Source organism: Streptomyces sp. DH10 (assembly GCF_029813805.1).
GTDB lineage: Bacteria > Actinomycetota > Actinomycetes > Streptomycetales > Streptomycetaceae > Streptomyces > Streptomyces coeruleofuscus.
On the sequence record NZ_JARVKU010000008.1, the window covers coordinates 173,493 to 197,729 of the forward strand.

The following is a 24,237-nucleotide window of genomic DNA, read 5'->3' on the forward strand; positions in this document are numbered from 1 at the left end:
ATGGCTGACCAGTCCATTCCGGAAGCCCGGACTCCCCGCACCGTCCCGGCGCAGGCCGAGGCGGGCCCGGCCGGCGAGGGCATCTCACGGCGACGTCTGCTCGGCACGGCCGGTGCCACCGGGCTTGTGCTCGGCACGGCAGGCGCGGCCGTCGGATACGCCGCATCCCCCACCGAGGCCGCCGCTCCCCTCACCTCGCTCGGCGCCGACCGGGCGATGTTTCACGGGAAACATCAGCCCGGCATCACCGACGGCCTCCAGGCCCGCGGCCACCTCGTCGCCTTCGACCTTGCGGCCGGCGCCGGCCGCAAGGAAGCCGCCGCCCTGCTGCGCCGCTGGTCGGTGACGGCCCGGCGGCTGATGGCGGGCGAGCCGAGCACTCACGACGACACCGACGTGGCCCGCGACGCCGGACCCTCGTCACTGACGATCACCTTCGGCTTCGGCCACAGCTTCTTCGGCAGGACCGGCCTGGAGAAGCAGCGCCCGACCGAACTGGACCCGCTGCCCGAGTTCTCCTCCGACCACCTCGACAAGAAGCGCAGCAACGGCGACCTGTGGGTGCAGATCGGCGCCAACGACGCCCTCGTGGCCTTCCACGCCCTGCGCGCGATCCAGAAGGACGCGGGCTCGGCGGCCCGGGTCCGCTGGCAGATGAACGGCTTCAACCGCTCACCGGGCGCCACCGCCCACCCCATGACGGCCCGCAACCTGATGGGCCAGATCGACGGCACCCGCAATCCGAAGCCGAGCGAGCCCGACTTCGACCAGCGGATCTTCGTGCCGGAGAAGGGCGAACCGGCCTGGATGGCGAACGGCTCCTACGCCGTCGTACGCCGGATCCGCATGCTCCTCGACGACTGGGAGAAGCTCTCCGTCAAGGCGCAGGAGGACGTGATCGGCCGCCGCAAGTCCGACGGGGCGGCGCTGTCCGGCGGCACCGAGACGACCGCGATGGACTTGGAGAAGACGGACGCCAAGGGCAACCTCGTCGTCCCGATCAACGCCCACGCCCGGATCACACGGCCCGACCAGAACGGCGGCGCCGCGATGCTCCGCCGCCCGTTCTCCTTCCACGACGGCATCGACCCCGACGGCGTCCCCGACGCGGGTCTGCTCTTCATCTGCTGGCAGGCCGATCCGCTGCGCGGCTTCGTGCCGGTGCAGCGCAAGCTGGACCGCGGCGACGCCCTGTCGCAGTTCATCCGGCACGAGTCGAGCGGGCTGTTCGCGGTGCCCGGTGGGGCCGCCGAGGGCGAGTACGTGGGACAGAAGTTGCTGGAGGGGTGATGCTTGGCCTCTGTGCGGGTTGTGGGGGATAGCGCTTCCGCGAGCCCATTAGGGTGAGGTCATGCCAGCGAGCTATGCGTATCTCGGCCCCGAGGGCACCTTCACCGAAGTCGCCCTGCGGACCCTTCCCGAGGCCGCCACCCGGGAGCTCATCCCGTACGTGTCCGTCCAGTCCGCGCTCGACGCGGTACGAGCCGGCGAGGCCGAGGCCGCGTTCGTGCCGATCGAGAACTCCGTCGAGGGCGGCATCACCACCACCCTCGACGAGCTGGTCGCCGGCGCTCCGCTGATGATCTACCGCGAGGTGCTGCTGTCCATCACCTTCGCGCTGCTGGTCCGCCCGGGCACGAAGCTGTCGGACATCAAGACGGTCTCCGCCCACCCGGCCGCCCAGCCGCAGGTGCGCAACTGGCTGAAGAAGCACCTCCCGGACGCCCACTGGGAGTCGGCCGCCTCGAACGCGGACGCCGCCCGGCTGGTCCAGGAGGGCCAGTACGACGCCGCCTTCGCCGGCGAGTTCGCAGCCGCCCGCTACGGCCTCGAAGCCCTGGAGACCGGGATCCACGACGCGGAGAACGCCCAGACGCGATTCGTGCTGGTCGGCCGGCCCGCCCGGCCCGCCGCGCCGACCGGCGCGGACAAGACCTCCGTCGTGCTGTGGCAGCGCGACGACCACCCCGGCGGTCTGCGCGACCTGCTGGGCGAGTTCGCCACCCGCGGCATCAACCTGATGCTGCTCCAGTCCCGGCCCACCGGCGCGGGCATCGGCAACTACTGCTTCTGCGTCGACGCCGAGGGCCATATCTCCGACCGCCGGGTGGCCGAGGCCCTGATGGGCCTCAAGCGGATCTGCCTCCAGGTGCGCTACCTCGGTTCCTACCCGCGCGCGGGCATGCGGCCCGGAGATGTCCAGCCGCCGCGGCTGGGGACGTCGGACGACGAGTTCGTGGCGGCGTCGGACTGGGTCGCGCGGTGCCAGGACGGCCGGTTCTAGAACCGGTTCCCGGCGGGCTTCAGGCCGGTCGTACCTGGTGATAGTCGTTATCCACAGAAGTTATCCACAGGTCCGCTTCTCGACCTGGGGACAAGTCGACAACGAAGCGTGGGTCAGTCGACAAATCGCCCTACAGGTCCCTGATGTGTCCATCGACGGGCAGGTCACCCTTCGTCCACCGTTTTCCCTTGCGTAACTCTTTGGAGTGACCTATTTCCACTCGAAAGTGAGGGTAGAGCAGGTTTGTATCGGGAATTCTTCGGCGTGGACGGGCCTTCCGGAGTGATCAATTCCGAAGTCCACAGATCTTCCCCACAGCCTGTGGATAACTCTTCGGCGAGTGTGGACCCCTGTGGACAACCGAGCGCCAAATCCCGCTTCCCACAAGGGATTCGAGTCAATGCAGCGATCCGCGGATGCCTCGTTCCGGGGAGAGGTGGTCGATTCATTGACACACCGCGCAATTGCCCCATGACGGTACGTAAGCCTCAGCCGGAATAGTGAGTCGTGGGCGGTCATCCCACACCGGTAGCCTTGACCGCGTGATTGACCTTCGCCTGCTCCGTGAGGACCCCGACCGTGTGCGCGCGTCGCAGCGCGCCCGTGGAGAGGACGTCGCGCTCGTCGACTCCCTCCTGTCTGCCGACGAGCGGCGCAGGTCGTCCGGCGTCCGCTTCGATGAGCTGCGCGCCGAGCAGAAGGCGCTCGGCAAGCTCATCCCCAAGGCCTCCGGAGACGAGAAGGCCGAGCTGCTGAAGAAGGCGGGCCAGCTCGCCGCCGACGTCAAGGCCGCCGACGCGGACCGCGACGCGGCCGCCACCGAGACCCAGGAGCTGCTCCAGAGGCTCGGCAACCTCGTCCACCCGGACGTGCCCGTGGGCGGCGAGGAGGACTTCGTCACCCTGGAGACGCACGGCACGATCCGCGACTTCTCCGCCGAGGGCTTCGAGCCCAGGGACCACCTGGAGCTCGGCCACATCCTCGGCGCGATCGACGTCGAGCGCGGCGCCAAGGTCTCCGGCTCGCGCTTCTACTTCCTGACGGGCGTGGGCGCCCTGCTGGAGCTCGCCCTGGTGAACGCGGCGATGGCCCAGGCCACCGCGGCCGGCTTCACTCCGATGCTGACCCCGGCTCTGGTCCGCCCCCAGTCCATGGCGGGCACCGGCTTCCTCGGCCAGGCCGCCCAGGACGTCTACCACCTCGCCGACGACGACCTCTACCTGGTCGGCACGTCCGAGGTGCCGCTCGCGGCGTACCACATGGACGAGATCCTCGACGCCGAGAAGCTGCCGCTGCGCTACGCGGGCTTCTCGCCCTGCTTCCGCCGCGAGGCCGGCTCGCACGGCAAGGACACCCGGGGCATCTTCCGCGTGCACCAGTTCGACAAGGTCGAGATGTTCTCCTACGTCGCTCCGGAGGACTCGCAGGCCGAGCACCAGCGGCTGCTGGAGTGGGAGAAGCAGTGGCTGACCTCGCTGGAGCTGCCGTACCGCGTGATCGACGTGGCGAGCGCCGACCTGGGCGCCTCCGCGGCGCGCAAGTTCGACTGCGAGGCGTGGATCCCGACCCAGGGCAAGTACCGCGAGCTGACCTCGACCTCGGACTGCACCGAGTTCCAGTCCCGCCGCCTGTCGATCCGCGTCCGTGAGGGCAAGCAGGTCCGCCCGCTGGCCACGCTCAACGGCACGCTGTGCGCCGTGCCGCGCACGATCGTGGCGATCCTGGAGAACCACCAGCAGGCCGACGGCTCGGTGCGGGTGCCCGAGGTGCTGCGTCCGTACCTGGGCGGCCGGGAGGTCCTGGAGCCGGTGGCCAAGTGACCACCACCGGTTTCCCGTACCAGCTGATCGCCACCGACCTCGACGGGACGCTGCTGCGTTCCGACGAGTCGGTGTCGTCCCGCACCCGTGACGCGCTCGCCGCGGCCACCGCGGCGGGCGCCGCGCACATCGTCGTCACCGGCCGCGCGACCCCGTGGACCCGGCACATCCTCGACGACCTCGGCTATCAGGGGCTGGCCGTCTGCGGCCAGGGCGCGCAGGTGTACGACGCCGGCGCCCACCGGCTGCTGACGTCGGTGACGCTGGACCGGCAGCTGGCCGGTGTGGCGCTGGCCAAGATCGAGGCGGAGGTCGGCCCGCTGTATCTGGCGGCGAGCCGCGACGGCCTGGACGGCGAGGTGCTGGTGGGTCCCGGCTACGCGGTCCACGGCAACCTGCCCGCGACGCCGTTCACGGACGCGTCGGACCTGTGGGCCGCTCCCCTGAACAAGGTGTACATCCAGCACCCGACGCTGTCGGACGACGAGCTGTGCGAGGTGGCCACGCGCACCGCCGGCGGTTTCGTCACCGTCGTCATGGCGGGCGAGGGCATCGTCGAACTCCTGCCCCTGGGCCTGTCCAAGGCGACCGGCCTGTCCCTGGCGGCCCGTCGGCTCAAGGTGAAGGCGGCCGACACGATCGCCTTCGGCGACATGCCCAACGACATACCGATGTTCGCCTGGGCGTCCTACGGTGTCGCGATGGCGGACGCCCACGAGGAGCTGAAGGCGGTGGCCGACGAGGTGACGTCCTCGAACGAGGAGGACGGGATCGCGGTGGTGCTGGAGCGGTTGCTGGGCTGAGCCTTCGTGTCGCGTGTGCGGCGGAGGATGCACGGATCGAACGTGCGCGGGCTTTCCAGGCCCGACCATGGCTTAGCAAGCCAGTGCCTTACCACTCGGCCAATCCTCCGGGTGGGCGGCCTCACGCGACGTGCGATTCGCGTGCTCGAAGCGGCCGCCCCGGGCAGCTCCCCGTGTGGGGCGGGCTCTACGGAGGGGTAGCGATTACTCCGGAACCCGCCGCGGGCTGCCCTGATGGGAGCTGGACGTACTGCCGTGCATGGACATCGTCCGGCTCCTCTCCCAGAACGTGGCGCCGGACTTCTCGTCCGGCAGGAACACGACCACTCTGCCCGCCGGGCGAAAAGGACGCCACCGATTAAATCGGTGGCCGGACGGGGCCGGTCAGCGCTTGCGCCACCTGCGCCGCCGGGCCTTGCTGAAGAACCAGCCCACGGGCGGCTCGTCGGAGCGCCAGGGCTGTGGCTCCGGTTCGTCGCGCCGCCAGCGGGCGGCGAGCATCCGGGCGCGGGCGGACGGCTCGGAGGTTCCGGCGGAGCGTATGAAGTCGTCGTCGAGGACGAGGTCGTCCCAGGCGTCGTCTCCGGACCCGGATCCCGACTGCCCGTGGTCGTCGTACTGAGCCCTCTCGTCCGCCATCCCCGCCCCTCCCAGCCGTCCAACTTCCGAGCGATATCCCTACATACCGTTCGCCCAGTGTGCCCTGACGGGGGTGAAGCCCCCGTCAGGGCCGGGGCACGTCACTCCTCGCCGGCGAGTGTCAGCGAACGCAGCTTCTGACCGGCGTACCAGGTGGCCAGCACCGTGACGACCGCCAGCAGGACCGTCGCCGTGGTGAGGCCGACGTCCGAGGTCACCATGTCGCCGCCGGACACCTTCTGGGCCACGGCCAGCGCCCACTGCTGGACGCTCAGCGTGCGCGCGCCCGGCACCAGGGAGCCGAACAGGGCCTCCCAGACCAGCGCGTAGACGAGCCCGAACACCACCGCGTGCCGGGAGACCGTGCCGAGCAGCAGGAACAGGGCCGCGTAGGCGATGGACGCGACGAGTGCCGCCACCGTGTAGGCCACGGCGATCTGCTGGCCGTTGCCGTTCAGGATGAAGCCAGCGACGAGCGTCGGCACCGCGGAGAACACCATCGTCACCGCGATCGCGACGATCAGCTTGGTGAAGATGATCGTCGGCCGTTTGATCGGCTTGGACAGCAGGTACACCACCGAGCCGTCGTCGATCTCCGGTCCGATCGCGCCGGTCCCGGCGATGACGCCGATGATCGGCACCATCGTGGCGAGGGCGAGGCCGCCGAGCAGGTCCGCCGCCGTCTGGTCGTCCGCCCCGGCGAGGAAGCGCACCACCACCGAGATGGCGATGAGCAGCAGCGGCAGGGCTCCGAGGATGAGGGCCCGGCGTCGGCCGAGCAGGGCCCGGTAGGTGAGCCGGGCGACTGTGGGGTCGTACATCAGGGCCTCCTACGCCGCGACGAGGTACGAGAAGACGGACTCGAGGGACTCGTCGGACGGCGAGACCGTGAGCAGCCGGATGCCGTTGTCCCTGGCCACCCGCGGCAGCAGAGCCGTGAAGCGGCCGAAGTCGACGGCCTGGATGCGCAGCGCGCCCTCGGCGAGGTCGACCTCGATGCCGGACGTCGACGGGTCGGCGATCAGCGCGGCCGCGAGGGCGCGGTCGTCGCTGGAACGCACCAGGTAGCGGTGCGGCCGGTCGGTCATCAGGCGTCGGATCTTGCGGAAGTCGCCGCTGGCGGCGTGCCGGCCGGCGACGACGACCTCGATGTGCCAGGCGAGCTGCTCGACCTCTTCGAGGATGTGGGACGAGAACAGCACCGTGCGGCCCTCGTCGCCCATGCGCCGCAGCAGGTCCATGAGCTGCATGCGCTGGCGCGGGTCCATGCCGTTGAAGGGCTCGTCCAGCAGGAGCAGGGACGGGTCGTGGACCAGGGCGGAGGCCATCTTCACGCGCTGGCGCATGCCCTTGGAGTACGTCTGGATCTTGCGGTCCTGCGCGTACTCCATCTCGACCGTGGCGAGCGCCTTCTGGGCCGCCTTGGCGCCCAGGCCGTGCAGCTCGGCGTTGGCGAGGACGAACTCCTTGCCGGTGAGGAAGTCGTACATCGCCTCCCGCTCGGGGACGACGCCGATGTGCTTGTAGATCTGCTCGTTGCGCCACACCGGCTGGCCGTCGAGCGTGACCGTGCCGGTGGAGGGGGCCAGGAAGCCGCCCATCATGTTGATGAGGGTGGACTTTCCGGCGCCGTTGGGGCCGAGCAGGCCGGTGACGCCGGGGCCGACGGTCATGGTGATGTCGTTGACGGCGACCACGTTGCCGAACCAGCGGGAGACGTGGTCGATGGAGAGCGTGGTCACAGTCCCACCTTCTTGTAGCGGCGCATCAGGAGGCCGTAGCTCGCCGCGATGAGGCCCAGGGCGACGAGGACGTAGACGACGCCCTCGGCGGTGCTCGGGCCCACCCCGCTGGGGGAGGCGGACGTCGCGCCCAGGAACGCGGACTGCACGCCGTCGATGAGCGTGATCGGCGAGAACAGCCCGATCCACGGCACGGCGTCGCTGCTGCCCTGTGCGTCGGCGATGGCCTGGAGGGTGGAGACCGCGCCGTAGGTGATGGTCAGCACGGCGATCACGGCCGCGATGCCGAAGCCGCGGCGCGGGGTGAAGGACGCGATGACCAGGCCGATGCCGGCGAACAGCAGTGAGAGCAGTGCCACGGAGACCAGTCCTTGTGCGAATCCCTTGGTCTGGTCGGCGAAGTCGAGCTTGGCCAGCAGCGCGCCCACGTAGAGCACGAGCAGGGGACCGGCGGTGAGAATGAACAGCGCCGAGGCCAGCGCCGCGAACTTGGCGCGGACGTAGTCGGCGGTCTCGATCGGCCGCGAGAAGTACAGCGGCACGGTCTTGAAGCGCAGGTCGCGCGAGACGGACTGGGGCGCCTGCGAGGCGACGTACAGGCTGATGACCGCCTGCATGACGATCGCGTAGCGCGTGTAGTCCACCGGCAGGGCGTTGGCCTTGGTGGCGACCGCGACGGCGACCATGATGGCCGCGGGCACGCACATCACCACGAACAGCAGCATGGGCAGCACCTTGGACTTCACCGAGCGGCCGAGGCCGTAGGAGCCGCGCAGGGACTGCGAGTACAGGGAGCGGCGGGCGTAGGCGCGGCCCAGCCGGGGGCCGTCGTAGCTGCGGTAGCCGATGTTGTGGATGCGGGTCTGGTCACCCGGCGCCGGGGCGGATGTCCCCGTGGAGTGCTCAACCGCCATGGCCGACCGCCTCCTTCCGCTGCTCGTGCTGGTCACTGGTCGTGAAGACCTCGGAGATGTGGTGCCTGCGCTGCTCCATGCGCACCAGGCCGAGCCCGAGGTCCGCGATCATGTCCCGGACCAGGTCGTACGTCTCCTCGCCCCGCGCGGTGAGCAGCAGGATGTGGCCGGCGCCCGGCAGGCCGCTGCCGTCCTCGACGCTCACCCCGCGCGCGTGCAGCGCTTCGCGCATCGCGCGGGTGCCGTCCGGGTGCTCGTCGGTGTCGGTGACCTCGATCGCGAGGGTCGTCGTGGTCTGGGTGAAGTCCGTGGTGGAGCTGGAGCGCAGGAGCTTGCCGCCGTCGACCACGACGACGTGGTCGCAGGTGCGTTCCAGTTCGCCCAGCAGGTGCGAGGTGACCAGGACCGAGATGCCGAAGTCGGTGTGGATCCGGCGGATCAGGCCGAGCATCTCGTCGCGGCCGACCGGGTCGAGGCCGTTGGTCGGCTCGTCGAGGAAGACCAGCTGCGGGTCGTGGACGAGGGCCTGGGCCAGCTTCACGCGCTGCTTCATGCCGGTCGAGTAGCCGCCGATGGGGCGGTAGCGCTCCTCGTACAGGCCGACGTGGCGCAGGGTGTCGGCGGTGCGCTCCCGCGCGGCGGTGGGCGGCAGGCCGGACATGCGCGCCATGTGGACGACGAACTCGGTGGCCGAGACGTCCGGCGGCAGACAGTCGTGCTCGGGCATGTAGCCGACCCGCTCGCGGATGTCGGCGCCCTTGGTGGCGACGTCGAGGCCGAGCACTTCGGCACGGCCCTCGGTGGCGGGGGACAGACCCAGCAGGATCTTGATCAGTGTGGACTTGCCGGCTCCGTTGGCTCCGACGAGTCCGGTCACACCGGGCCCGACGTCCACGGAGAGCCGGTCAAGCGCGGTCACCCTGGGGAACCGCTTGCTCAGGCTTTCGGTCGCGATCACAGTCACGTTTCGAAGGTAGGGGCCGCGAGCATGGCGGTCGTCACTCCGCAGAGCTGCTTTCGAGTCAGCCTGGAGTAGTACGGGCCCTTAGGGGACCTGGTTCTTGAGAGTTACCACGCCCGGGAGCCCGCCCGGCAGCCCACCCGTGAGCGCGCCCGTGAGCGCGCCGGGGACCACGCCCGGAGGCTTCCTATTGACGATGTCTCTAACAACTGCCAGATTCGCCGGATGACGTTGCTCACGGGCGCGCGGGAGCGCTGGGTGCGGACCGGCGGAGTCGAGCTGTGCGTGGCGGAGGCGGGTGATCCGCGGCGGCCGACGGTCGTCCTGGTGCACGGCTATCCCGACAGCAAAGAGGTGTGGTCCGAGGTCGCCGCGCGTCTCGCGGAGCACTTCCACGTGGTGGCGTACGACGTCCGCGGCCACGGCCGGTCGACGGCGCCGCGGCCGCTGCGGGGCGGTTTCACGCTGGAGAGGCTGACGGACGACTTCCTGGCCGTCGCGGACGCGGTCAGCCCGGACCGGCCGGTGCACCTGGTCGGGCACGACTGGGGCTCGGTGCAGGCCTGGGAGTTCACCACCGTCAAGCGCACCGAGGGCCGCATCGCCTCCTTCACCTCCATGTCCGGGCCGTCCCTGGACCACTTCGGCCACTGGATCAACAGCCGTGTGAGGCGGCCCACCCCGCGCCGGGTCGGTCAGCTCCTCGGGCAGGGCGCCAGGTCCTGGTACGTGTATCTGCTGCAGACGCCCGTGCTGCCCGAGCTGGCCTGGCGCGGCCCGCTCGGCAAGCGCTGGCCCCGGGTGCTGGAGCGTGTCGAGAAGGTGCCCCAGGGCGACTACCCGACCTCGTCCCTGCCGTCGGACGCGGCACACGGGGCCTGGCTGTACCGGGACAACGTGCGGTCCCGGCTGCGCAGGCCGCGCACGGACGCGTACGCCCACGCGCCCGTGCAGATCGTCACGCCCCTGGAGGACCGGTTTCTGTCGGAGAAGCTCCACGACGGGCTGGAGCAGTGGGTTCCGCAGCTGACCCGCAGGACCGTTCAGGCGGGGCACTGGATCCCACGGACCCGTCCGGATCAGCTGGCTTCGTGGATCGAGGAGTTCGTGACGTCCGTCGAGAGCGGCCGGTCCCCGGTGGTGGCGAGCGGCAGGCACGCCGAGCGGTTCGGCGGTCAGCTCGTGCTGGTCACCGGGGCGGGCAGCGGCATCGGCCGTGCGACGGCGCTGGCGTTCGCCGAGGCCGGCGCGCGCGTGGTGGCCGTCGACCGGAACGCGGAGGCGGCGGCCCGCACCGCCGAGTCGTCCCGTCTGGCGGGCGCTCCCGAGGCCTGGGCGGAGACGGTCGACGTCTCCGACGAGCAGGCCATGGAGACATTCGCCGAGAGGGTCACCACCGAGTACGGGGTGGTGGACGTCCTGGTGAACAACGCCGGGATCGGACTGTCCGGTTCCTTCTTCGACACCACGCCGGAGGACTGGAAGAAGGTCCTCGACGTCAACCTGTGGGGTGTGATCCACGGCTGCCGGCTCTTCGGCCGGCGGATGGCCGAGCGCGGGCAGGGCGGCCACATCGTGAACGTGGCGTCGGCGGCGGCGTACCAGCCGTCCCGGGCACTGCCCGCCTACAGCACCTCCAAGGCGGCCGTGCTGATGCTCAGCGAGTGCCTGCGCGCGGAACTCGCCGGGCAGGGGATCGGTGTCACTGCGGTCTGCCCGGGCTTCGTCAACACCGCCATCACGTCCACGGCGCACTTCGCCGGGGTCGAGGCCGACGAGGAGAAGCGGCTCCAGCAGCGTGCCGCCCGTCTGTACGGGCTGCGGAACTACCCACCGGAGAAGGTCGCCGCCGCGATCGTGCGGGCGGTGGTACGCAATGAAGCGGTGGTCCCGGTCACGCCGGAGGCGCGGGGTGCGCGCTGGCTGTCGCGGTTCGCGCCGGGGGTACTGCGGGGGATCGCGCGCGTGAAGCCGCCGATGTGACCCCAAGGAGCTTGTTATGAAGGCCAGTTGTCCACAGAATCGCCAATTCCGCTGTGGATAACACCACTTGGCTGTGGATCAAACCTCCACGGGGAAACTCGATCGCGTGATTCAGGTCTCTCCCGCACCCTGAGGGAATGGACGAAAGACGCACCGTGAAGGTGTCGAAGTACCTCTCGAAGCATCTGCGCCACCAGCCGGAGGCGATCGGGCTGACACTGGACGAAGCCGGCTGGGTCGAGATCGACACGCTGATCGCCGCAGCCGCCGCACAGGGCTTCTCCTTCACCCGCGCCGAACTGGACCACGTCGTCGCCACCAACGACAAACGGCGTTTCGCCGTCGAGGGCACCCGGATCCGCGCCAGCCAGGGCCACAGTGTCGAGGTCGACCTCGGGCTGCCGAGGGCGACCCCGCCCGCGTATCTCTACCACGGCACCGTCCCCCGCAACCTGGACGCGATCCGGGACGAGGGACTCAGGCCGATGAACCGACACGCCGTGCATCTCTCATCCGACCGGGAGACGGCGACGCGCGTCGGCGCCCGCCGTGGCCGGGCTGTCGTGCTGACCGTGGATGCCGCCGCCATGCACCGCGACGGCCATGTCTTCCATGTGAGCGCGAACGGCGTGTGGCTGACCCAGGCTGTACCGGCACGGTATCTGCGCCTTCCCGGGCCTCGCTGACGTGCTGTGCGGGACGACCGTGCCCGGTGACTGTTTCACGTGAAACACGGGTCACCCACAGCGCTCCCTTAGGCTCGATGCCATGAGTCTGCGTCTGAGCACCGTGATCCTCCCCTACCGCCGCTGGCAGGAAGGCGGCCGTACGGCATGGACCCGTGCCGAGCAGCTCGGCTTCCACACCGCCTACACCTACGACCACCTGTCCTGGCGCAGTTTCCGGGACGGCCCCTGGTTCGGCGCCGTACCGACCCTCACCGCCGCCGCGACCGTCACCGAGCGGCTGCGGCTGGGCACATTGGTGACCTCGCCGAACTTCCGGCACCCGGTGACCCTCGCCAAAGAGCTGATCTCCCTCGACGACATCTCCGGCGGTCGGGTCACTCTCGGCATAGGGGCGGGCGGCTCGGGCTTCGACGCCACCGCGCTCGGCCAGGAGCCGTGGACCCCGCGCGAGCGCGCCGATCGCTTCGCGGAGTTCGTCCCGCTGCTCGACCGGCTGCTCAGCGAGGACGCGGTGTCGTACGAGGGCGACTTCTACTCGGCCCACGAGGCACGGAACATCCCCGGCTGTGTGCAGCGCCCCAGGCTGCCGTTCGCGGTGGCCGCGACCGGCCCGCGCGGGATGCGGCTCGCCGCCCGGTACGGGCAGGCGTGGGTGACCACCGGCGACCCCAAGCTGTACGAGAACGGCACTCCTGAACAGTCGATTCAGGCCATTCGCGGGCAGGCGGAGAAGCTTGCCGACATCTGCGCCGAGATCGGCCGGGACATGACCGACCTCGACAGGGTCCTGCTCACCGGATTCACGCCGGACCGTGGCGGTCCGCTCCAGTCCCTGGACGCCTTCGTCGACTTCGCCGGCCGGCACATGGAACTGGGCTTCACGGAGATCGTGATCCACTGGCCCATCCCCGACTCGCCCTTCGCGACACCGGAGAAGGCGTTCGAGCAGATCGCCATGGAGGCGCCCTCGCAGTTGCGCTGAGGACCCCCGGGAAGCCCTGGTGGGAGTGGTATCCACTCACCTGTGCGGACTCCCGCACTCCCGTGCAGGCATATGCGGGACAATGGCCGGGTGACCTCAGCGACCCGACAGCCCGAGACCGCGGCCGGTATCCTCCCTCCGCGGCTGATCGCCACCGACCTCGACGGCACCCTGCTGCGCGACGACAAGTCGGTGTCCCCGCGCACGGTGGCCGCGCTGGCCGCCGCCGAAGAGGCGGGGATCGAGGTCTTCTTCGTCACGGGCCGCCCGGCCCGCTGGATGGACGTCGTCAGCGACCACGTGCACGGCCACGGCCTGGCGATCTGCGGCAACGGCGCCGCCGTGGTCGACCTGCACGGCGGCCCCGGCTCCCACCGGTTCGTGAAGGTACGGGAGCTGGAGCGGGCGAACGCGCTGGACGCCGTACGCCTGCTGCGTGACGCGGCTCCGGGCACGGTGTACGCGGTGGAGCAGACGTACGGCTTCTACCAGGAGCCGGCCTATCCGAAGCTGCACATGGAGACCCCCGACAGCCTCGCCCCGGCGGAGGAACTGCTGTCGCCGGACCACCGCGCGGCCGGGGAGCCGGTGCTGAAGATCCTGGCCTACCACCCCGAGATGGATCCCGACGCCTTCCTGACCCTGGCCCGGCTCGCCATCGGCGACCGCGCCAACGTGACCCGATCCAGCCCCAGCGCACTGCTGGAGATCAGCGGTCCCGGTGTGTCGAAGGCCAGCACGCTCGCCCTGTGCTGCGCCGAGCGCGGCATTTCGCACGAGCAGGTCGTCGCCTTCGGTGACATGCCGAACGACGTCGAGATGCTGACCTGGGCTGGCCGGTCGTACGCGATGGGCAACGCCCACCCGGACGTGGTCGCCGCGGCCTCGGGACGGACGGTCGCGAACAACGAGGACGGGGTGGCCGTCGTGATCGAGCGGCTGCTCACGGAACTGCCGTAGCCGTCGCGGCGGGTACGCCTGCGGCTCAGCTGTGGCAGTGGCTGTGCCGGCTGCGGTGTGGCTGTGTGCGGCTCTCTCCGAGGTCAGAGCGACACTCCCCTTGCCCCCAGCCATGACACCGGGTTGACGGACGAGCCCATCTCCGGCGTGACCCTTGCCTCGAAGTGCAGGTGCGGTCCGGTGGAGTTGCCCGTGCTGCCCGACTGGCCGATCCACTGGCCGGGGCGGACGTGCTGCCCCTGGTCGACCGCGACGGACGCGAGATGTGCGTACTGCGTGTAGTAGCCGCCCGCGTGCCTGAGCACGATCTCGATGCCGAAGGGCCCTCCGCAGGACACCTTCTCCACCCGGCCCTCGCCCACGGCCCGCACCGGCGTGCCGATCGGCACCGCGAAGTCCTGCCCGGTGTGCCTGCTGGACCACCGCGCACCGCCGCTGCCGTAGGACGCGGACAACTCGTACGTCTCCACGGGCGCGACCCACGCGCTCGTCAAGGCCGTCTCCGGCTGGTCGAGCCGCACGGCCCCACGGCACGCCCCGGCCGCGACCGAGGCGTCCGCCTGCCCTTGGAGCCGCGAGCGTGCCGTTTCCAGCTTCTGCTCGATATCGGCTTTGAGGCCGGCGAGTTGCGCGTTCCGCTTCTCCAGCGCCTGCCAGTGGGCAGCGGCCTTGGCCTCGTCCGCGGCGAGCCGTGCCTCGGCCCGGCGGCTCTTGGAGATCGCGTTGTTCACGGCGAGATTGGTCTGCGAGAAGGCGTGCTGACCTCTCATCAGGTCATCGGGACCGTCGGCGAGGATCATCTGCGCGGCCACCGGCAGGCCACCGCTGGAGCGGTACTGGGCGCGGGCGATCCTGCCCAGGTCCTCGTGCAGGGCCGCGATGTGCCGCCGCTGGCCGTCCAGGAGTTCCTCGGCCCGCTGGGCCCTGGCCCGTTGCTCCTCGGCCTCCGCGCGCCCGGCCTCGTACTGCTGTGTCGCCACCGCGGCCTCCTCGTACAGCCGCGCCACCTCGGCGCTGAGGCCCGTCTCCCCGCCGGTGCCGCTCCCGGGTTCCTTGAGCGCCGCCGTCGGCCGGGCCGCGAGGACCGCCAGGGCGCACAAGAGAACCGGAACGAGCAGCCGGTGGCGGCGATATGAGCGCATGTCAGTGATCGTCGCCCAGACCGGCCGACCCGACCCTGTTCATGTCGTACGGCTGGGGGACCGGTTGCCCCGAACGGCTCAGTGCGGCGCCTGTCGTGGCTCCGCTAAGGCACGGTCACCAACGACTCCGACGCCGCCTCCCGCTCCGCCATCTCCCGCAGCGGCCCGTCCACGGCCACCAGCTCCGCGTACGTCCCGCGCTGCACGACACGCCCCTGGTCCAGCACGATCACCTCGTCGACCGCCTCCAGACCCGCCAGCCGGTGCGTGATGAGCAGCGTCGTGCGGCCCTCGGTGGCGGCGAGCAGGTCGGCGGTGAGCGCGTCCGCCGTCGGCAGGTCCAGGTGTTCGGCGGGCTCGTCGAGCACCAGGACGGGGAAGTCGGCGAGCAGCGCCCGGGCCAGCGCGAGCCGCTGTCGCTGCCCTCCCGACAGCCGCGCCCCGTGCTCGCCGACCAGAGTGTCGAGCCCATCGGGCAGGCCTGCGGCCCAGTCCAGCAGCCGGGCCCGGCCGAGCGCGGCACGCAGTTCGTCCTCGGTGGCGTCCTTCTTGGCGAGCAGGAGGTTCTCGCGCAGCGAGCTGTCGAAGAGGTGCGCGTCCTGCGCGCACAGCCCGACGAGCTGTCGTACGTCGTCGCCGTGCAGCGCGTACGCGTCCACACCCGCCAGCGTGTAGGAACCCGCGTCCGCGTCGAGGAAGCGCAGCAGCACCTGCGCCAGCGTCGTCTTGCCGGAACCGGAGGGTCCGACCACGGCGACCCGGCGGCCCTCTTCGAGGGTCAGATCCAGCCCGGCGAGCGCGTCTCGGTCCTGCCCCGCGTGCCGCGCCGCCAGCCCCTGGACGGCGACCGGGAACGGCGACGCGGGCGCCTGCCGGGGCTGCTCGGGCTCCGCCACGGGCTCCGGGGCGTCCAGCACCTCGTACACCCGCTCGGCGCTCCGACGTACGCGCTGCCGGTACTGCACGGCGAGCGGCAGCCCGAGCACGGCCTCGAAGGCGGCCAGCGGGGTGAGGACGACGACGGCCATGGTCACGCCGTCCAGCCGCCCGGCCGCGACCGCCTGCGCGCCGACGAGGGCGGCGGCCGTGACGGTGAGGCCGGAGATCAGCGCGGTGAGCCCGTCGCCGAGTGCCGTGGCGGTGGCGGCGCGCGAGGCGATCCGGGTGAGCACCCCGTCGGCCTCGCGCGCCTGGGCGGTCCGCGCGGGGAGGGCACCCGCGACGGTCAGTTCCGCGGTTCCGGTGAGCAGATCGGCCACCCGCGTCGCGAGCACTCCGCGGGCGGGCGCCAGCCGGTGCTCGGCCCGCCGCGCGACAGCGCCCGTGGCGAGTGGCACGCCCGCTCCCGCCGCCAGCAGCCCGGCCGCGAGCACGGCCCCGGCCTCGGGCAGCAGCCACGCCGTGAACCCGACGGACACGGCCGACACGACCACGGCCGCCCCGGCCGGCAGCAGCCACCGCAGCCAGTAGTCCTGCAACGCGTCCACGTCCGCGACCAGCCGGGACAGCAGATCGCCCCGGCGGGTCCGGCGCAGCCCGGCGGGCGCCAGCCGCTCCAGCCTGCGGAACACCGCGACCCTGGTGTCCGCCAGCATCCGCAGCACGGCGTCGTGCGAGACCAGCCGCTCGGCGTACCGGAACACGGCCCGCCCGATCCCGAAGGCCCGCGTCGCCGTCACGGCCACCATCAGGTACAGCACGGGCGGCTGCTGCGAGGCCCGCGAGATCAGCCACCCGGAGGTGGCCATGAGCCCTACGGCACTCCCGAGCGCGAGACTGCCGAGCAGCAGCGCGAGTCCCAGCCGCCCGCGCCGGGCACCGGACATGGCGCGAACGCGCGCGAGGACCCCGCCCGAAGCGGGCCTGCCACCCGGCTCGGCCGAAGAGGCCGAGGCGGGCAACTCGACCTCGGCGGAAGCCGTGCCGGGGTTCCGGACCTCGGAGGACGTGACAGGAACAGGGGAGGACCCGACAGAGACCGCGGAGGACGCGCCAGGCACCGGGGACGGCGCGCCAGGCACCGGGGCGGTCCCGGGCTCCGCCAGCCGCACCACCCGGTCGGCCACGCCCAGCAGGGCCGGCCGGTGCACCACCAGCAGCACCGTCCGCCCGGCCGCCAACCGCCGTACCGCCGTCACGACCTCGGCCTCGGTGGCCCCGTCCAGCGCGGCCGTCGGCTCGTCGAGCAGCAGCACGGGCCGGTCCGCGAGGAACGCCCGGGCCAGCGCGAGCCGCTGCCGCTGCCCGGCGGACAGCCCGGCCCCGTCCTCGCCGAGCGCCGTGTCCACACCCTCGGGCAGCGCGTCCACGAACTCCAGCGCCCCGGCGTCCCGCAGCGCCCGCCGTACGGCGTCGTCGTCGGCTTCGGGCCGCGCCAGCCGTACGTTCTCGGCGATCGTCCCGGCGTACAGATGCGGCCGCTGCGGCACCCACGCGATCCGCGACCGCCACTGCTCCGGATCCACGTCGGCGAGGTCGACTCCCCCGACCCGCACCCGCCCCTCGGCCGGTGGCACGAACCCGAGCAGGACGTGCAGCAGCGTCGACTTGCCGGCACCGCTCGGCCCGACCAGCGCGACCGTCTCCCCGGGCTCGACGGTGAAGGACAGGTCCGACACTGCGTCCGCCGACCGCCCCGGGTAGCGGACGGTCACTCCCTCGAAAGCCAGCCCACCCGTTGGCACGGCCCCGGAACCGGACGCCGGAACCGGCGTCTCCAGGACCTCGAAGATCTCCTCCGCCGCGGCGAGACCCTCCGCCGCCGCGTGGTACTGCGCCCCGACCTGCCGCAACGGCAGATACGCCTCCGGCGCCAGGATCAGGATGACGAGGCCGATGTACAGGTCCATCTCGCCGTGCACCAGCCGCATGCCGATCGTTACGGCGACCAGAGCCACCGAGATCGTCGCGAGCAGCTCCAGCGCGAAGGAGGAGATGAAGGCGATCCGCAGCGTCCGCATGGTCGCCTGCCGGTACTCGCCGGTGATCCGCCGGATCGACTCGGCCTGCGCCTTGGCCCGCCCGAAGACCTTCAGCGTCGGCAGCCCCGCGACGACGTCCAGGAAGTGCCCGGACAACCGCGACAGCAACTGCCACTGGCGGTCCATCCTCGACTGGGTGGCCCAGCCGATCAGCACCATGAAGACCGGGATGAGCGGCAGGGTGCCCACGATGATGGCCGCGGAGACCCAGTCTTCGGTGACGATCCGCGCCAGCACCGCCACCGGCACGACCACCGCGAGACCCAACTGCGGCAGATACCGCGAGAAGTAGTCGTCGAGGGCGTCGACACCCCGGGTGGCCAGAGCGACCAGCGAACCGGTCCGCTGCCCGCTCAGCCAGCCCGGCCCCAGCTGAGCGGCCCGCTCCAGCAACCGTCCCCGCAGCTCGGACTTCACCGCCGCGCTCGCCCGGTGCGCGGCGAGCTCGGTGAGCCAGCCGACCAGCGACCGGCCGACCGCGACGGCGGCCAACAGCAGCAGGGGAGTGCCGAGTTCGGACACCGCCATGCGGTGCTGGAACGCGCCGACCACCACTTCGGCGATGAGCATCGCCTGGGCGATGACCAGTCCCGCCCCGATCGCCCCCAGGGCGATGACCGCCACCAGGAAGACCCGGGTGGCACGGGCGTACCGGAGCAGACGCGGATCGATTGGTTTCACGTGAAACACACCTCAGTGCACGGTCTCGGCGATGTGCTGCGTACCGATGCGCTTGCGGAACACCCAGTACGTCCAGCCCTGGTAGACCATCACGACCGGAGTGGCGATCGCCGCGCACCAGGTCATGATCTTCAGTGTGTACGGGCTGGACGAGGCGTTGGTGACCGTCAGGCTCCAGTCCGGGTTCAGCGTCGACGGCATGACGTTCGGGAACAGCGTCAGGAAGAGCATCGCCACCGTGGCCACGATGGTGAGCCCCGACAGGGCGAACGCCCAGCCCTCACGCCTCGCCCGCGCCGCGACCAGCGCCACGACGAGCGACGCCACGGCCGCGGCCAGCGCGACGAACGACGCCCCGTCCCCTCGGTCGGACTGCGTCCACAGGAGGAAGGCGAGGGCCAGCAGGGCGGTCACCAGGCCGACGCGCAGGGCCAGCTTCCGCGCCCGCTCCCGGATTTCCCCGACGGTCTTGAGCCCGACGAACACCGTTCCGTGGAAGGTGAACAGTGCCAGCGTGACGAGACCACCCAGGAGCGCGTACGGGTTGAGCAGGTCCAGGACGCCGCCGGCGTAGTTGAAGTCCTGGTCGATCTTCACCCCGTGCACGATGTTGCCGAAGGCCACACCCCACAGGAACGCGGGGATCAGCGAGGTCCAGAAGATCGCCGTCTCCCAGTTGCGCTGCCAGTTCTCCTCGGGCCGCTTGGCGCGGTACTCGAAGGCCACACCCCGGACGATGAGGCAGACCAGGATGAGCAGCAGCGGCAGGTAGAAGCCGGAGAAGAGCGTGGCGTACCACTCGGGGAAGGCGGCGAAGGTCGCGCCGCCCGCCGAGAGCAGCCACACCTCGTTGCCGTCCCAGACAGGGCCGATGGTGTTGATCAGCACCCGCTTCTCGGGCCGGTTGCGGGCGAGCAGCTTCGTGAGCACGCCGACTCCGAAGTCGAAGCCCTCCAGGAAGAAGTAGCCGGTCCACAGGACGGCGATCAGGACGAACCAGACGTCGTGCAGTTCCATGACTGTGCAGCTCCCTCGGCCTAGTACGAGAAGGCCATCGGCTTGTCGGCGTCACGGGAGTCGCCGCCGATCTTCGTGGGCGGGTTGAGATCGGCCTCGGTGAGCTCTGGCGGGCCCGCCTTGACGTACTTGACCAGCAGCTTGACCTCGATGACGGCGAGGATGGCGTACAGCGTGGTGAAGACGATCAACGAGGTGATGACCTCGGCCTGGGAGACACCGGGGGAGACCGCGTCCCGCGTCTGGAAGAGGCCGTAGACGACCCACGGCTGGCGGCCCATCTCGGTGAAGATCCAGCCCCAGGAGTTGGCGATCAGCGGGAAGGCCATCGTCCAGACCGCCACCAGCCAGTACAGGCGGGTGAGTCGCGGCCGGAGCGGGCTCCGGAACAGGACCAGATGCGGTACCTCGTCGTCCCCGGTCCGCCAGGCCGCCGGCAGCAGGAACTTCTTCCGGGTGAGCCACAGCCCCAGCAGGCCGATCGCCAACGACGCCATGCCGAAGCCGATCATCCAGCGGAAGCCCCAGTAGGCGACCGGGACGATGGGCTTGTAGTCACCGGGGCCGAACTTCTCCTGGAGGGCCTTGTTGGTGTCGTTGATGCCCGGTACGTACGACTCGAAGTCGCTGTGGGCCAGGAAGGAGAGCAGGCCGGGTATCTCCAGGGCGACCTTGTTGTGGCCCTTGTCGACGTCCCCGTACGCGAACACCGAGAAGGGCGCCGGCTTCTCGCCGTCCCACAGCGCTTCGGCAGCGGCCATCTTCATCGGCTGCTGCTCGTACATGACCTTGCCCAGGGTGTCCCCGCTGACCGCGGTGAGCAGGCCGCCGACGGCGACGGTGACCAGGCCGAGCCGGAGGGAGGTCCGCATCACCGGGATGTGCTTCTTGCGCAACAGGTGGAAGGCGGCGATCCCCACCATGAAGGCGCCGCCCGTCAGGAACGCCGCGGAGAAGCTGTGGAAGACCTGGTTGAGCGTGGTGTTCTGGGTCAGCACCAGCCAGAAGTCGGTGAGCTCGGCCCGGCCCTTCGCCTCGTTGATCCGGTAACCGACCGGGTGCTGCATCCACGAGTTCGCGGCAAGGATGAAGTAGGCGGACAGCAGCGTGCCGATGGAGACCATCCATATGCAGGCCAGGTGGATCTTCTTCGGCAGCTTGTCCCAGCCGAAGATCCACAGGCCGATGAAGGTGGACTCGAAGAAGAAGGCGATCAGGGCCTCGAAGGCGAGCGGCGCACCGAAGACGTCACCGACAAAGCGTGAGTAGTCGGACCAGTTCATGCCGAACTGGAACTCCTGCACGATGCCGGTGACCACACCCATCGCGATGTTGATCAGGAAGAGCTTGCCCCAGAACTTCGTCGCCCGGAGGTACTTCTCCTTCTCCGTCCGCACCCAGGCGGTCTGCAGTCCGGCCGTGAGAGCGGCCAGCGAGATCGTCAGGGGGACGAACAGAAAGTGGTAGACGGTGGTGATGCCGAACTGCCATCGCGCCAGGGTCTCCGGCGCCAAAGCGAGGTCCACGTCGCCGCTCCTTACATACGCTTGTGAAAGCGTTCACATTCACAAGCCATTATGCAGCACGGACTTTCGAGCCCTGGAGGGGGTCCCCTGTCTCCCCCGTCACACTCCGCCCCTTGGCTCGGACTTCAACATATTGTTGAATCGACGGCATGCAGGCACCGACATCTCTCACAGGAGAGTCGGTTTCACGTGAAACAGACGCCAGGGAGGTCATCGAGCCCGGCACCGTCGCCTTCTGGACCGACGGTGACGCTCTCGCCCTCCCCTATGGGCCCACACCGATCTCACGGAGCGACGAGTGCCGCCTCGTAAGCCCGTGCAATGTCCTGGGACGCCTCGACGGCGACCCCGGTCTGCTCGCAACCGTGCGGGACGGCGACCCCGTGCGCGTGGAGCTCCTGGACGCCTGAACCGGCTCGCGGAGCCCTACAGCTCCTTGCGAAACCCTTCCGCCACCTTCAGGAAGATGTCGTTCGCCTCGGTCTCCCCGACCGTGACCCGCACACCCTCACCCGGGAACGGCCGGATCACCACGCCCGCCTGCTCGCACGCTTCCGCGAACGGGACCGTGCGCTCCCCCAGCCGCAGCCACACGAAGTTGGCCTGGGTCTCGGGCACCGTCCAGCCCTGGGCGCGCAGACCGTCGACCACGCGCGTGCGCTCACACACCAGCGAGCCGACCCGGCCGAGCAGTTCGTCCTCCGCACGCAGCGAGGCGATCGCCGCTTCCTGCGCGAGCTGGCTCACCCCGAACGGCACCGCCGTCTTGCGCAGCGCCGCGGCCACCGGCTCGTGGGCGATGGCGAACCCGACGCGCAGGCCGGCGAGGCCGTACGCCTTGGAGAAGGTCCGCAGGACGCAGACGTTGGGCCGGTCACGGTAGAGCCCGACACCGTCCGGCACCTCGGGATCCCGGATGAACTCGCGGTAGGCCTCGTCGAGCACCACCAGCACATCACCGGGCACCCGGTCGAGGAAGCGCTCCAGCTCCGCCCGCCGCACAACCGTGCCCGTCGGGTTGTTGGGGTTGCAGACGAAGATCAGCCGGGTCCGGTCGGTGATCGCGTCGGCCATCGCGTCGAGGTCGTGCACATCACCGGACGTGAGCGGCACCTGCACCGACGTAGCGCCGCTGATCTGCGTGATGATCGGGTACGCCTCGAAGGACCGCCAGGCGTAGATGACCTCGTCGCCGGGGCCGGACGTGGCCTGGATCAGCTGCTGGGCCACACCGACCGACCCGGTGCCGGTGGCCAGGTGGGAGAGGGGCACGCCGAACCGCTCGGACAGCTCGTTCATCAGTCCGCTACAGGCCATGTCCGGGTAGCGGTTGAAGTGGCAGACCGCTGCCGTCACCGTCTCCAGCACGCCCGGCAGCGGCGGGTAGGGGTTCTCGTTGGAGGACAGCTTGTAGGCCACCGGGCCACCCGCCGCGGCCGGCTTGCCCGGCTTGTAGGTGGGGATCCCCTCCATCTCGGCGCGCAGCTTGGGGCTCGTCTCGCTCACCGCAGTCCTCCTCGCGAAGACCGGCGGCCCATGACCGCCGCCGACATCCAATACTCCTCACCTTATGAGGATTCGGCGCCGCTGCGTATAGCCACGACGGAGCGACGAACGCAGGGCCCGTGCGTCCCACCGGCATCAGGGGCATCACTGTACGAAGGCGTACGAATCCAGGGGCGCGCCGCACATATATCTACGCGCCGGTGGTGCGCGCCGTGGCGCGCATCCCCCGTGCAGGTGAGTTGAGACCTCTTCGCAACATCGGCCAGTTGGCAGGCCCATGCGTGCCGACAAGACACCTCCTGGCATGGAAGCGCCCAACGCCCTTGGTTTCCAAAGCAATTGAGGTTAAATGATCATGCAGAAACGTGCCTGTCAACGCGTGCATATGCGTCCGCACTACCCCACCGCATGAGCCCTACTATCGGCTCGCCATGACAGCAGCAGGGAAGCACCAGGTGAGCCGCGCGGAAACCTCACGTCGAGGCAGTCGGCCGGGCCGGGCGGGTATCAGAGACGTGGCCGCCGCCGCCGGAGTGTCCATCACGACCGTCTCCGACGCCCTCAACGGCAAGGGCCGGCTCCCGGACGCCACCCGCCGCCATGTCCGAGAGGTCGCCGACCGGCTGGGCTACCGCCCCTCGGCCGCCGCCCGGACCCTCCGTACCGGCAAGTCGGGCCTCATCGGCCTGACGGTGACGACGTACGGGGATGAGCCTTTCACCTTCACCGAGTTCGCCTACTTCGCCGAGATGGCGCGGGCCGCCACCTCCGCCGCGCTCGCCCGCGGCTACGCCCTCGTGATCCTGCCCGCGACCTCCCGCCACGACGTGTGGTCGAACGTCGCCCTGGACGGCACGGTCGTCATCGACCCCTCCGACCAGGATCCGGTGGTCGGCGAACTCGTCCGGCAGGGTCTGCCGGTCGTCTCCGACGGCCGCCCGGCCGGCTCACTGCCGGTCACGGCCTGGGTCGACAACGACCACGAGGCCGCCGTCCTCGGCATCCTCGACCACCTCGCCGACGCCGGCGCCCGCCGCATCGGCCTGCTGACCGGCACGACGACCGACACGTACACCCACCTGTCGACCACCGCCTACCTGCGCTGGTGCGAGCGCGTCGGCCAGGAGCCGGTGTACGAGTCCTACCCGGCGCACGATCCGTGCGCGGGCGCGGTCGCCGCCGACCGGCTCCTGGCCCGCCCCGACCGGCCCGACGCGGTCTACGGGCTTTTCGACCCGAACGGCACCGACCTGCTCGCCGCCGCCCGCCGCTACGGCCTGCGCGTACCGGACGACCTGCTGCTGGTCTGTTGCAGCGAGTCGACCGTGTACGCCAACACCGAGCCGCCCATCACCACGCTCTCCCTGAAACCGCGCCGCATCGGCACAGCGGTCGTGCAGCTCCTCATCGACGCCATCGAGGGAGCGGAATCGGACCGTCCGGTGAAGCAGGTGATACCGACGGAGCTGATCGTGCGCACGTCGTCCCAGCGGCGCCCGCCGCGCACGACGGTCAGCCCGCCCCGGTCACCCGAGGAGACGTAGACCGGTACACCCGGGCAAAGGGAAGTTCGCACTCCTGGGGAGAAACAGGGCCGGTCCCCCGGA

The 24,237-nt window shown here is 70.4% G+C and carries 19 protein-coding genes, 1 tRNA gene and 1 pseudogene; 10 read left to right on the forward strand and 11 right to left on the reverse strand.

The annotated features are described in order from the left end of the window. The 4 genes from efeB (at position 1) to QC385_RS18990 (ending at position 4,907) form a co-directional block, all read left to right on the forward strand. Entirely contained in the window at positions 1–1,290 is a 1,290-nt protein-coding gene (gene efeB, locus QC385_RS18975; protein WP_279542501.1) for an iron uptake transporter deferrochelatase/peroxidase subunit, read from the forward strand. A 61-nt stretch (positions 1,291–1,351) separates the two neighbouring features. After that, positions 1,352–2,284 carry a prephenate dehydratase gene (gene pheA / locus QC385_RS18980; RefSeq protein WP_279542502.1) on the forward strand — a complete coding sequence of 311 codons (933 nt, stop codon included), beginning with the start codon at positions 1,352–1,354 and terminating at the stop codon, positions 2,282–2,284. Positions 2,285–2,826: 542 nt separating this feature from the next. Beyond that, positions 2,827–4,104 carry a serine--tRNA ligase gene (serS, locus tag QC385_RS18985; protein ID WP_279542503.1) on the forward strand — a complete coding sequence of 426 codons (1,278 nt, stop codon included), beginning with the start codon at positions 2,827–2,829 and terminating at the stop codon, positions 4,102–4,104. Further along, complete coding sequence (locus QC385_RS18990; protein WP_279542504.1) at positions 4,101–4,907, forward strand: HAD family hydrolase; 807 nt, start codon at positions 4,101–4,103, stop codon at positions 4,905–4,907. Before serS ends, QC385_RS18990 begins: the two co-directional genes overlap by 4 nt. Before the next feature lie 21 nt (positions 4,908–4,928). Here the strand turns inward: QC385_RS18990 and QC385_RS18995 are convergent. The 6 genes from QC385_RS18995 to QC385_RS19020 all read right to left on the reverse strand — a co-directional run bounded on the left by QC385_RS18995 (position 4,929) and on the right by QC385_RS19020 (position 9,160). Next, a tRNA-Ser gene (locus QC385_RS18995) sits at positions 4,929–5,016 on the reverse strand. A 275-nt stretch (positions 5,017–5,291) separates the two neighbouring features. Continuing rightward, the gene (locus QC385_RS19000) at positions 5,292–5,546 is read right to left on the reverse strand and encodes an SGM_3592 family protein (RefSeq protein WP_279542505.1); all 255 of its coding nucleotides are present in this window, start codon (positions 5,544–5,546) and stop codon (positions 5,292–5,294) included. 101 nt (positions 5,547–5,647) lie between these two features. Further along, complete coding sequence (locus QC385_RS19005; RefSeq protein ID WP_279542506.1) at positions 5,648–6,367, reverse strand: ABC transporter permease; 720 nt, start codon at positions 6,365–6,367, stop codon at positions 5,648–5,650. A gap of 9 nt (positions 6,368–6,376) precedes the next feature. Next, positions 6,377–7,288: an ABC transporter ATP-binding protein gene (locus tag QC385_RS19010; RefSeq protein WP_279542507.1), complete on the reverse strand. Its 912-nt coding sequence runs from the start codon at positions 7,286–7,288 to the stop codon at positions 6,377–6,379. After that, on the reverse strand, positions 7,285–8,202 hold the full coding sequence (locus QC385_RS19015) for an ABC transporter permease (protein WP_279542508.1): 918 nt from the start codon (positions 8,200–8,202) through the stop codon (positions 7,285–7,287). Before QC385_RS19015 ends, QC385_RS19010 begins: the two co-directional genes overlap by 4 nt. Next, complete coding sequence (locus QC385_RS19020; protein WP_279542622.1) at positions 8,192–9,160, reverse strand: ABC transporter ATP-binding protein; 969 nt, start codon at positions 9,158–9,160, stop codon at positions 8,192–8,194. Before QC385_RS19020 ends, QC385_RS19015 begins: the two co-directional genes overlap by 11 nt. Before the next feature lie 228 nt (positions 9,161–9,388). Between QC385_RS19020 and QC385_RS19025 the strand changes: the two genes are divergently transcribed. The 4 genes from QC385_RS19025 (at position 9,389) to QC385_RS19040 (ending at position 13,777) form a co-directional block, all read left to right on the forward strand. After that, the gene (locus QC385_RS19025; RefSeq protein ID WP_279542509.1) at positions 9,389–11,146 is read left to right on the forward strand and encodes an SDR family oxidoreductase; all 1,758 of its coding nucleotides are present in this window, start codon (positions 9,389–9,391) and stop codon (positions 11,144–11,146) included. A gap of 137 nt (positions 11,147–11,283) precedes the next feature. Further along, positions 11,284–11,832 carry an RNA 2'-phosphotransferase gene (locus QC385_RS19030; RefSeq protein ID WP_279542510.1) on the forward strand — a complete coding sequence of 183 codons (549 nt, stop codon included), beginning with the start codon at positions 11,284–11,286 and terminating at the stop codon, positions 11,830–11,832. Positions 11,833–11,914: 82 nt separating this feature from the next. Further along, positions 11,915–12,817, forward strand: coding sequence for an LLM class flavin-dependent oxidoreductase (locus QC385_RS19035; protein ID WP_279542511.1), 903 nt, complete (start codon positions 11,915–11,917; stop codon positions 12,815–12,817). A gap of 72 nt (positions 12,818–12,889) precedes the next feature. Then, a complete protein-coding gene (locus tag QC385_RS19040) occupies positions 12,890–13,777 on the forward strand; it encodes a Cof-type HAD-IIB family hydrolase (RefSeq protein WP_279542512.1) in 888 nt (295 codons plus the stop codon). A gap of 83 nt (positions 13,778–13,860) precedes the next feature. Here QC385_RS19040 and QC385_RS19045 read toward each other — a convergent pair whose 3' ends face one another. The 4 genes from QC385_RS19045 to QC385_RS19060 all read right to left on the reverse strand — a co-directional run bounded on the left by QC385_RS19045 (position 13,861) and on the right by QC385_RS19060 (position 21,124). Next, positions 13,861–14,919, reverse strand: a complete 1,059-nt coding sequence (locus QC385_RS19045; RefSeq protein WP_279542513.1) for a M23 family metallopeptidase — start codon at positions 14,917–14,919, stop codon at positions 13,861–13,863. A 104-nt stretch (positions 14,920–15,023) separates the two neighbouring features. Further along, positions 15,024–18,581 (reverse strand): thiol reductant ABC exporter subunit CydD, encoded by a 3,558-nt coding sequence (cydD, locus tag QC385_RS19050; RefSeq protein ID WP_279542514.1) that lies wholly within the window; start codon positions 18,579–18,581, stop codon positions 15,024–15,026. 12 nt (positions 18,582–18,593) lie between these two features. Beyond that, a complete protein-coding gene (gene cydB / locus QC385_RS19055; RefSeq protein WP_279542515.1) occupies positions 18,594–19,598 on the reverse strand; it encodes a cytochrome d ubiquinol oxidase subunit II in 1,005 nt (334 codons plus the stop codon). Positions 19,599–19,618: 20 nt separating this feature from the next. Further along, positions 19,619–21,124 (reverse strand): cytochrome ubiquinol oxidase subunit I, encoded by a 1,506-nt coding sequence (locus QC385_RS19060; RefSeq protein WP_279542516.1) that lies wholly within the window; start codon positions 21,122–21,124, stop codon positions 19,619–19,621. A 170-nt stretch (positions 21,125–21,294) separates the two neighbouring features. Here QC385_RS19060 and QC385_RS19065 point away from each other — a divergent pair. Then, positions 21,295–21,534, forward strand: a pseudogene (locus tag QC385_RS19065) (cyclophilin-like family protein); the annotation flags it as partial. 16 nt (positions 21,535–21,550) lie between these two features. Here QC385_RS19065 and hisC read toward each other — a convergent pair. Next, positions 21,551–22,630, reverse strand: coding sequence for a histidinol-phosphate transaminase (gene hisC / locus QC385_RS19070; RefSeq protein ID WP_279542517.1), 1,080 nt, complete (start codon positions 22,628–22,630; stop codon positions 21,551–21,553). Between the two features lie 431 nt (positions 22,631–23,061). Between hisC and QC385_RS19075 the strand changes: the two genes are divergently transcribed. Further along, complete coding sequence (locus QC385_RS19075) at positions 23,062–24,174, forward strand: LacI family DNA-binding transcriptional regulator (RefSeq protein WP_279542518.1); 1,113 nt, start codon at positions 23,062–23,064, stop codon at positions 24,172–24,174. Positions 24,175–24,237 lie beyond the last annotated feature (63 nt).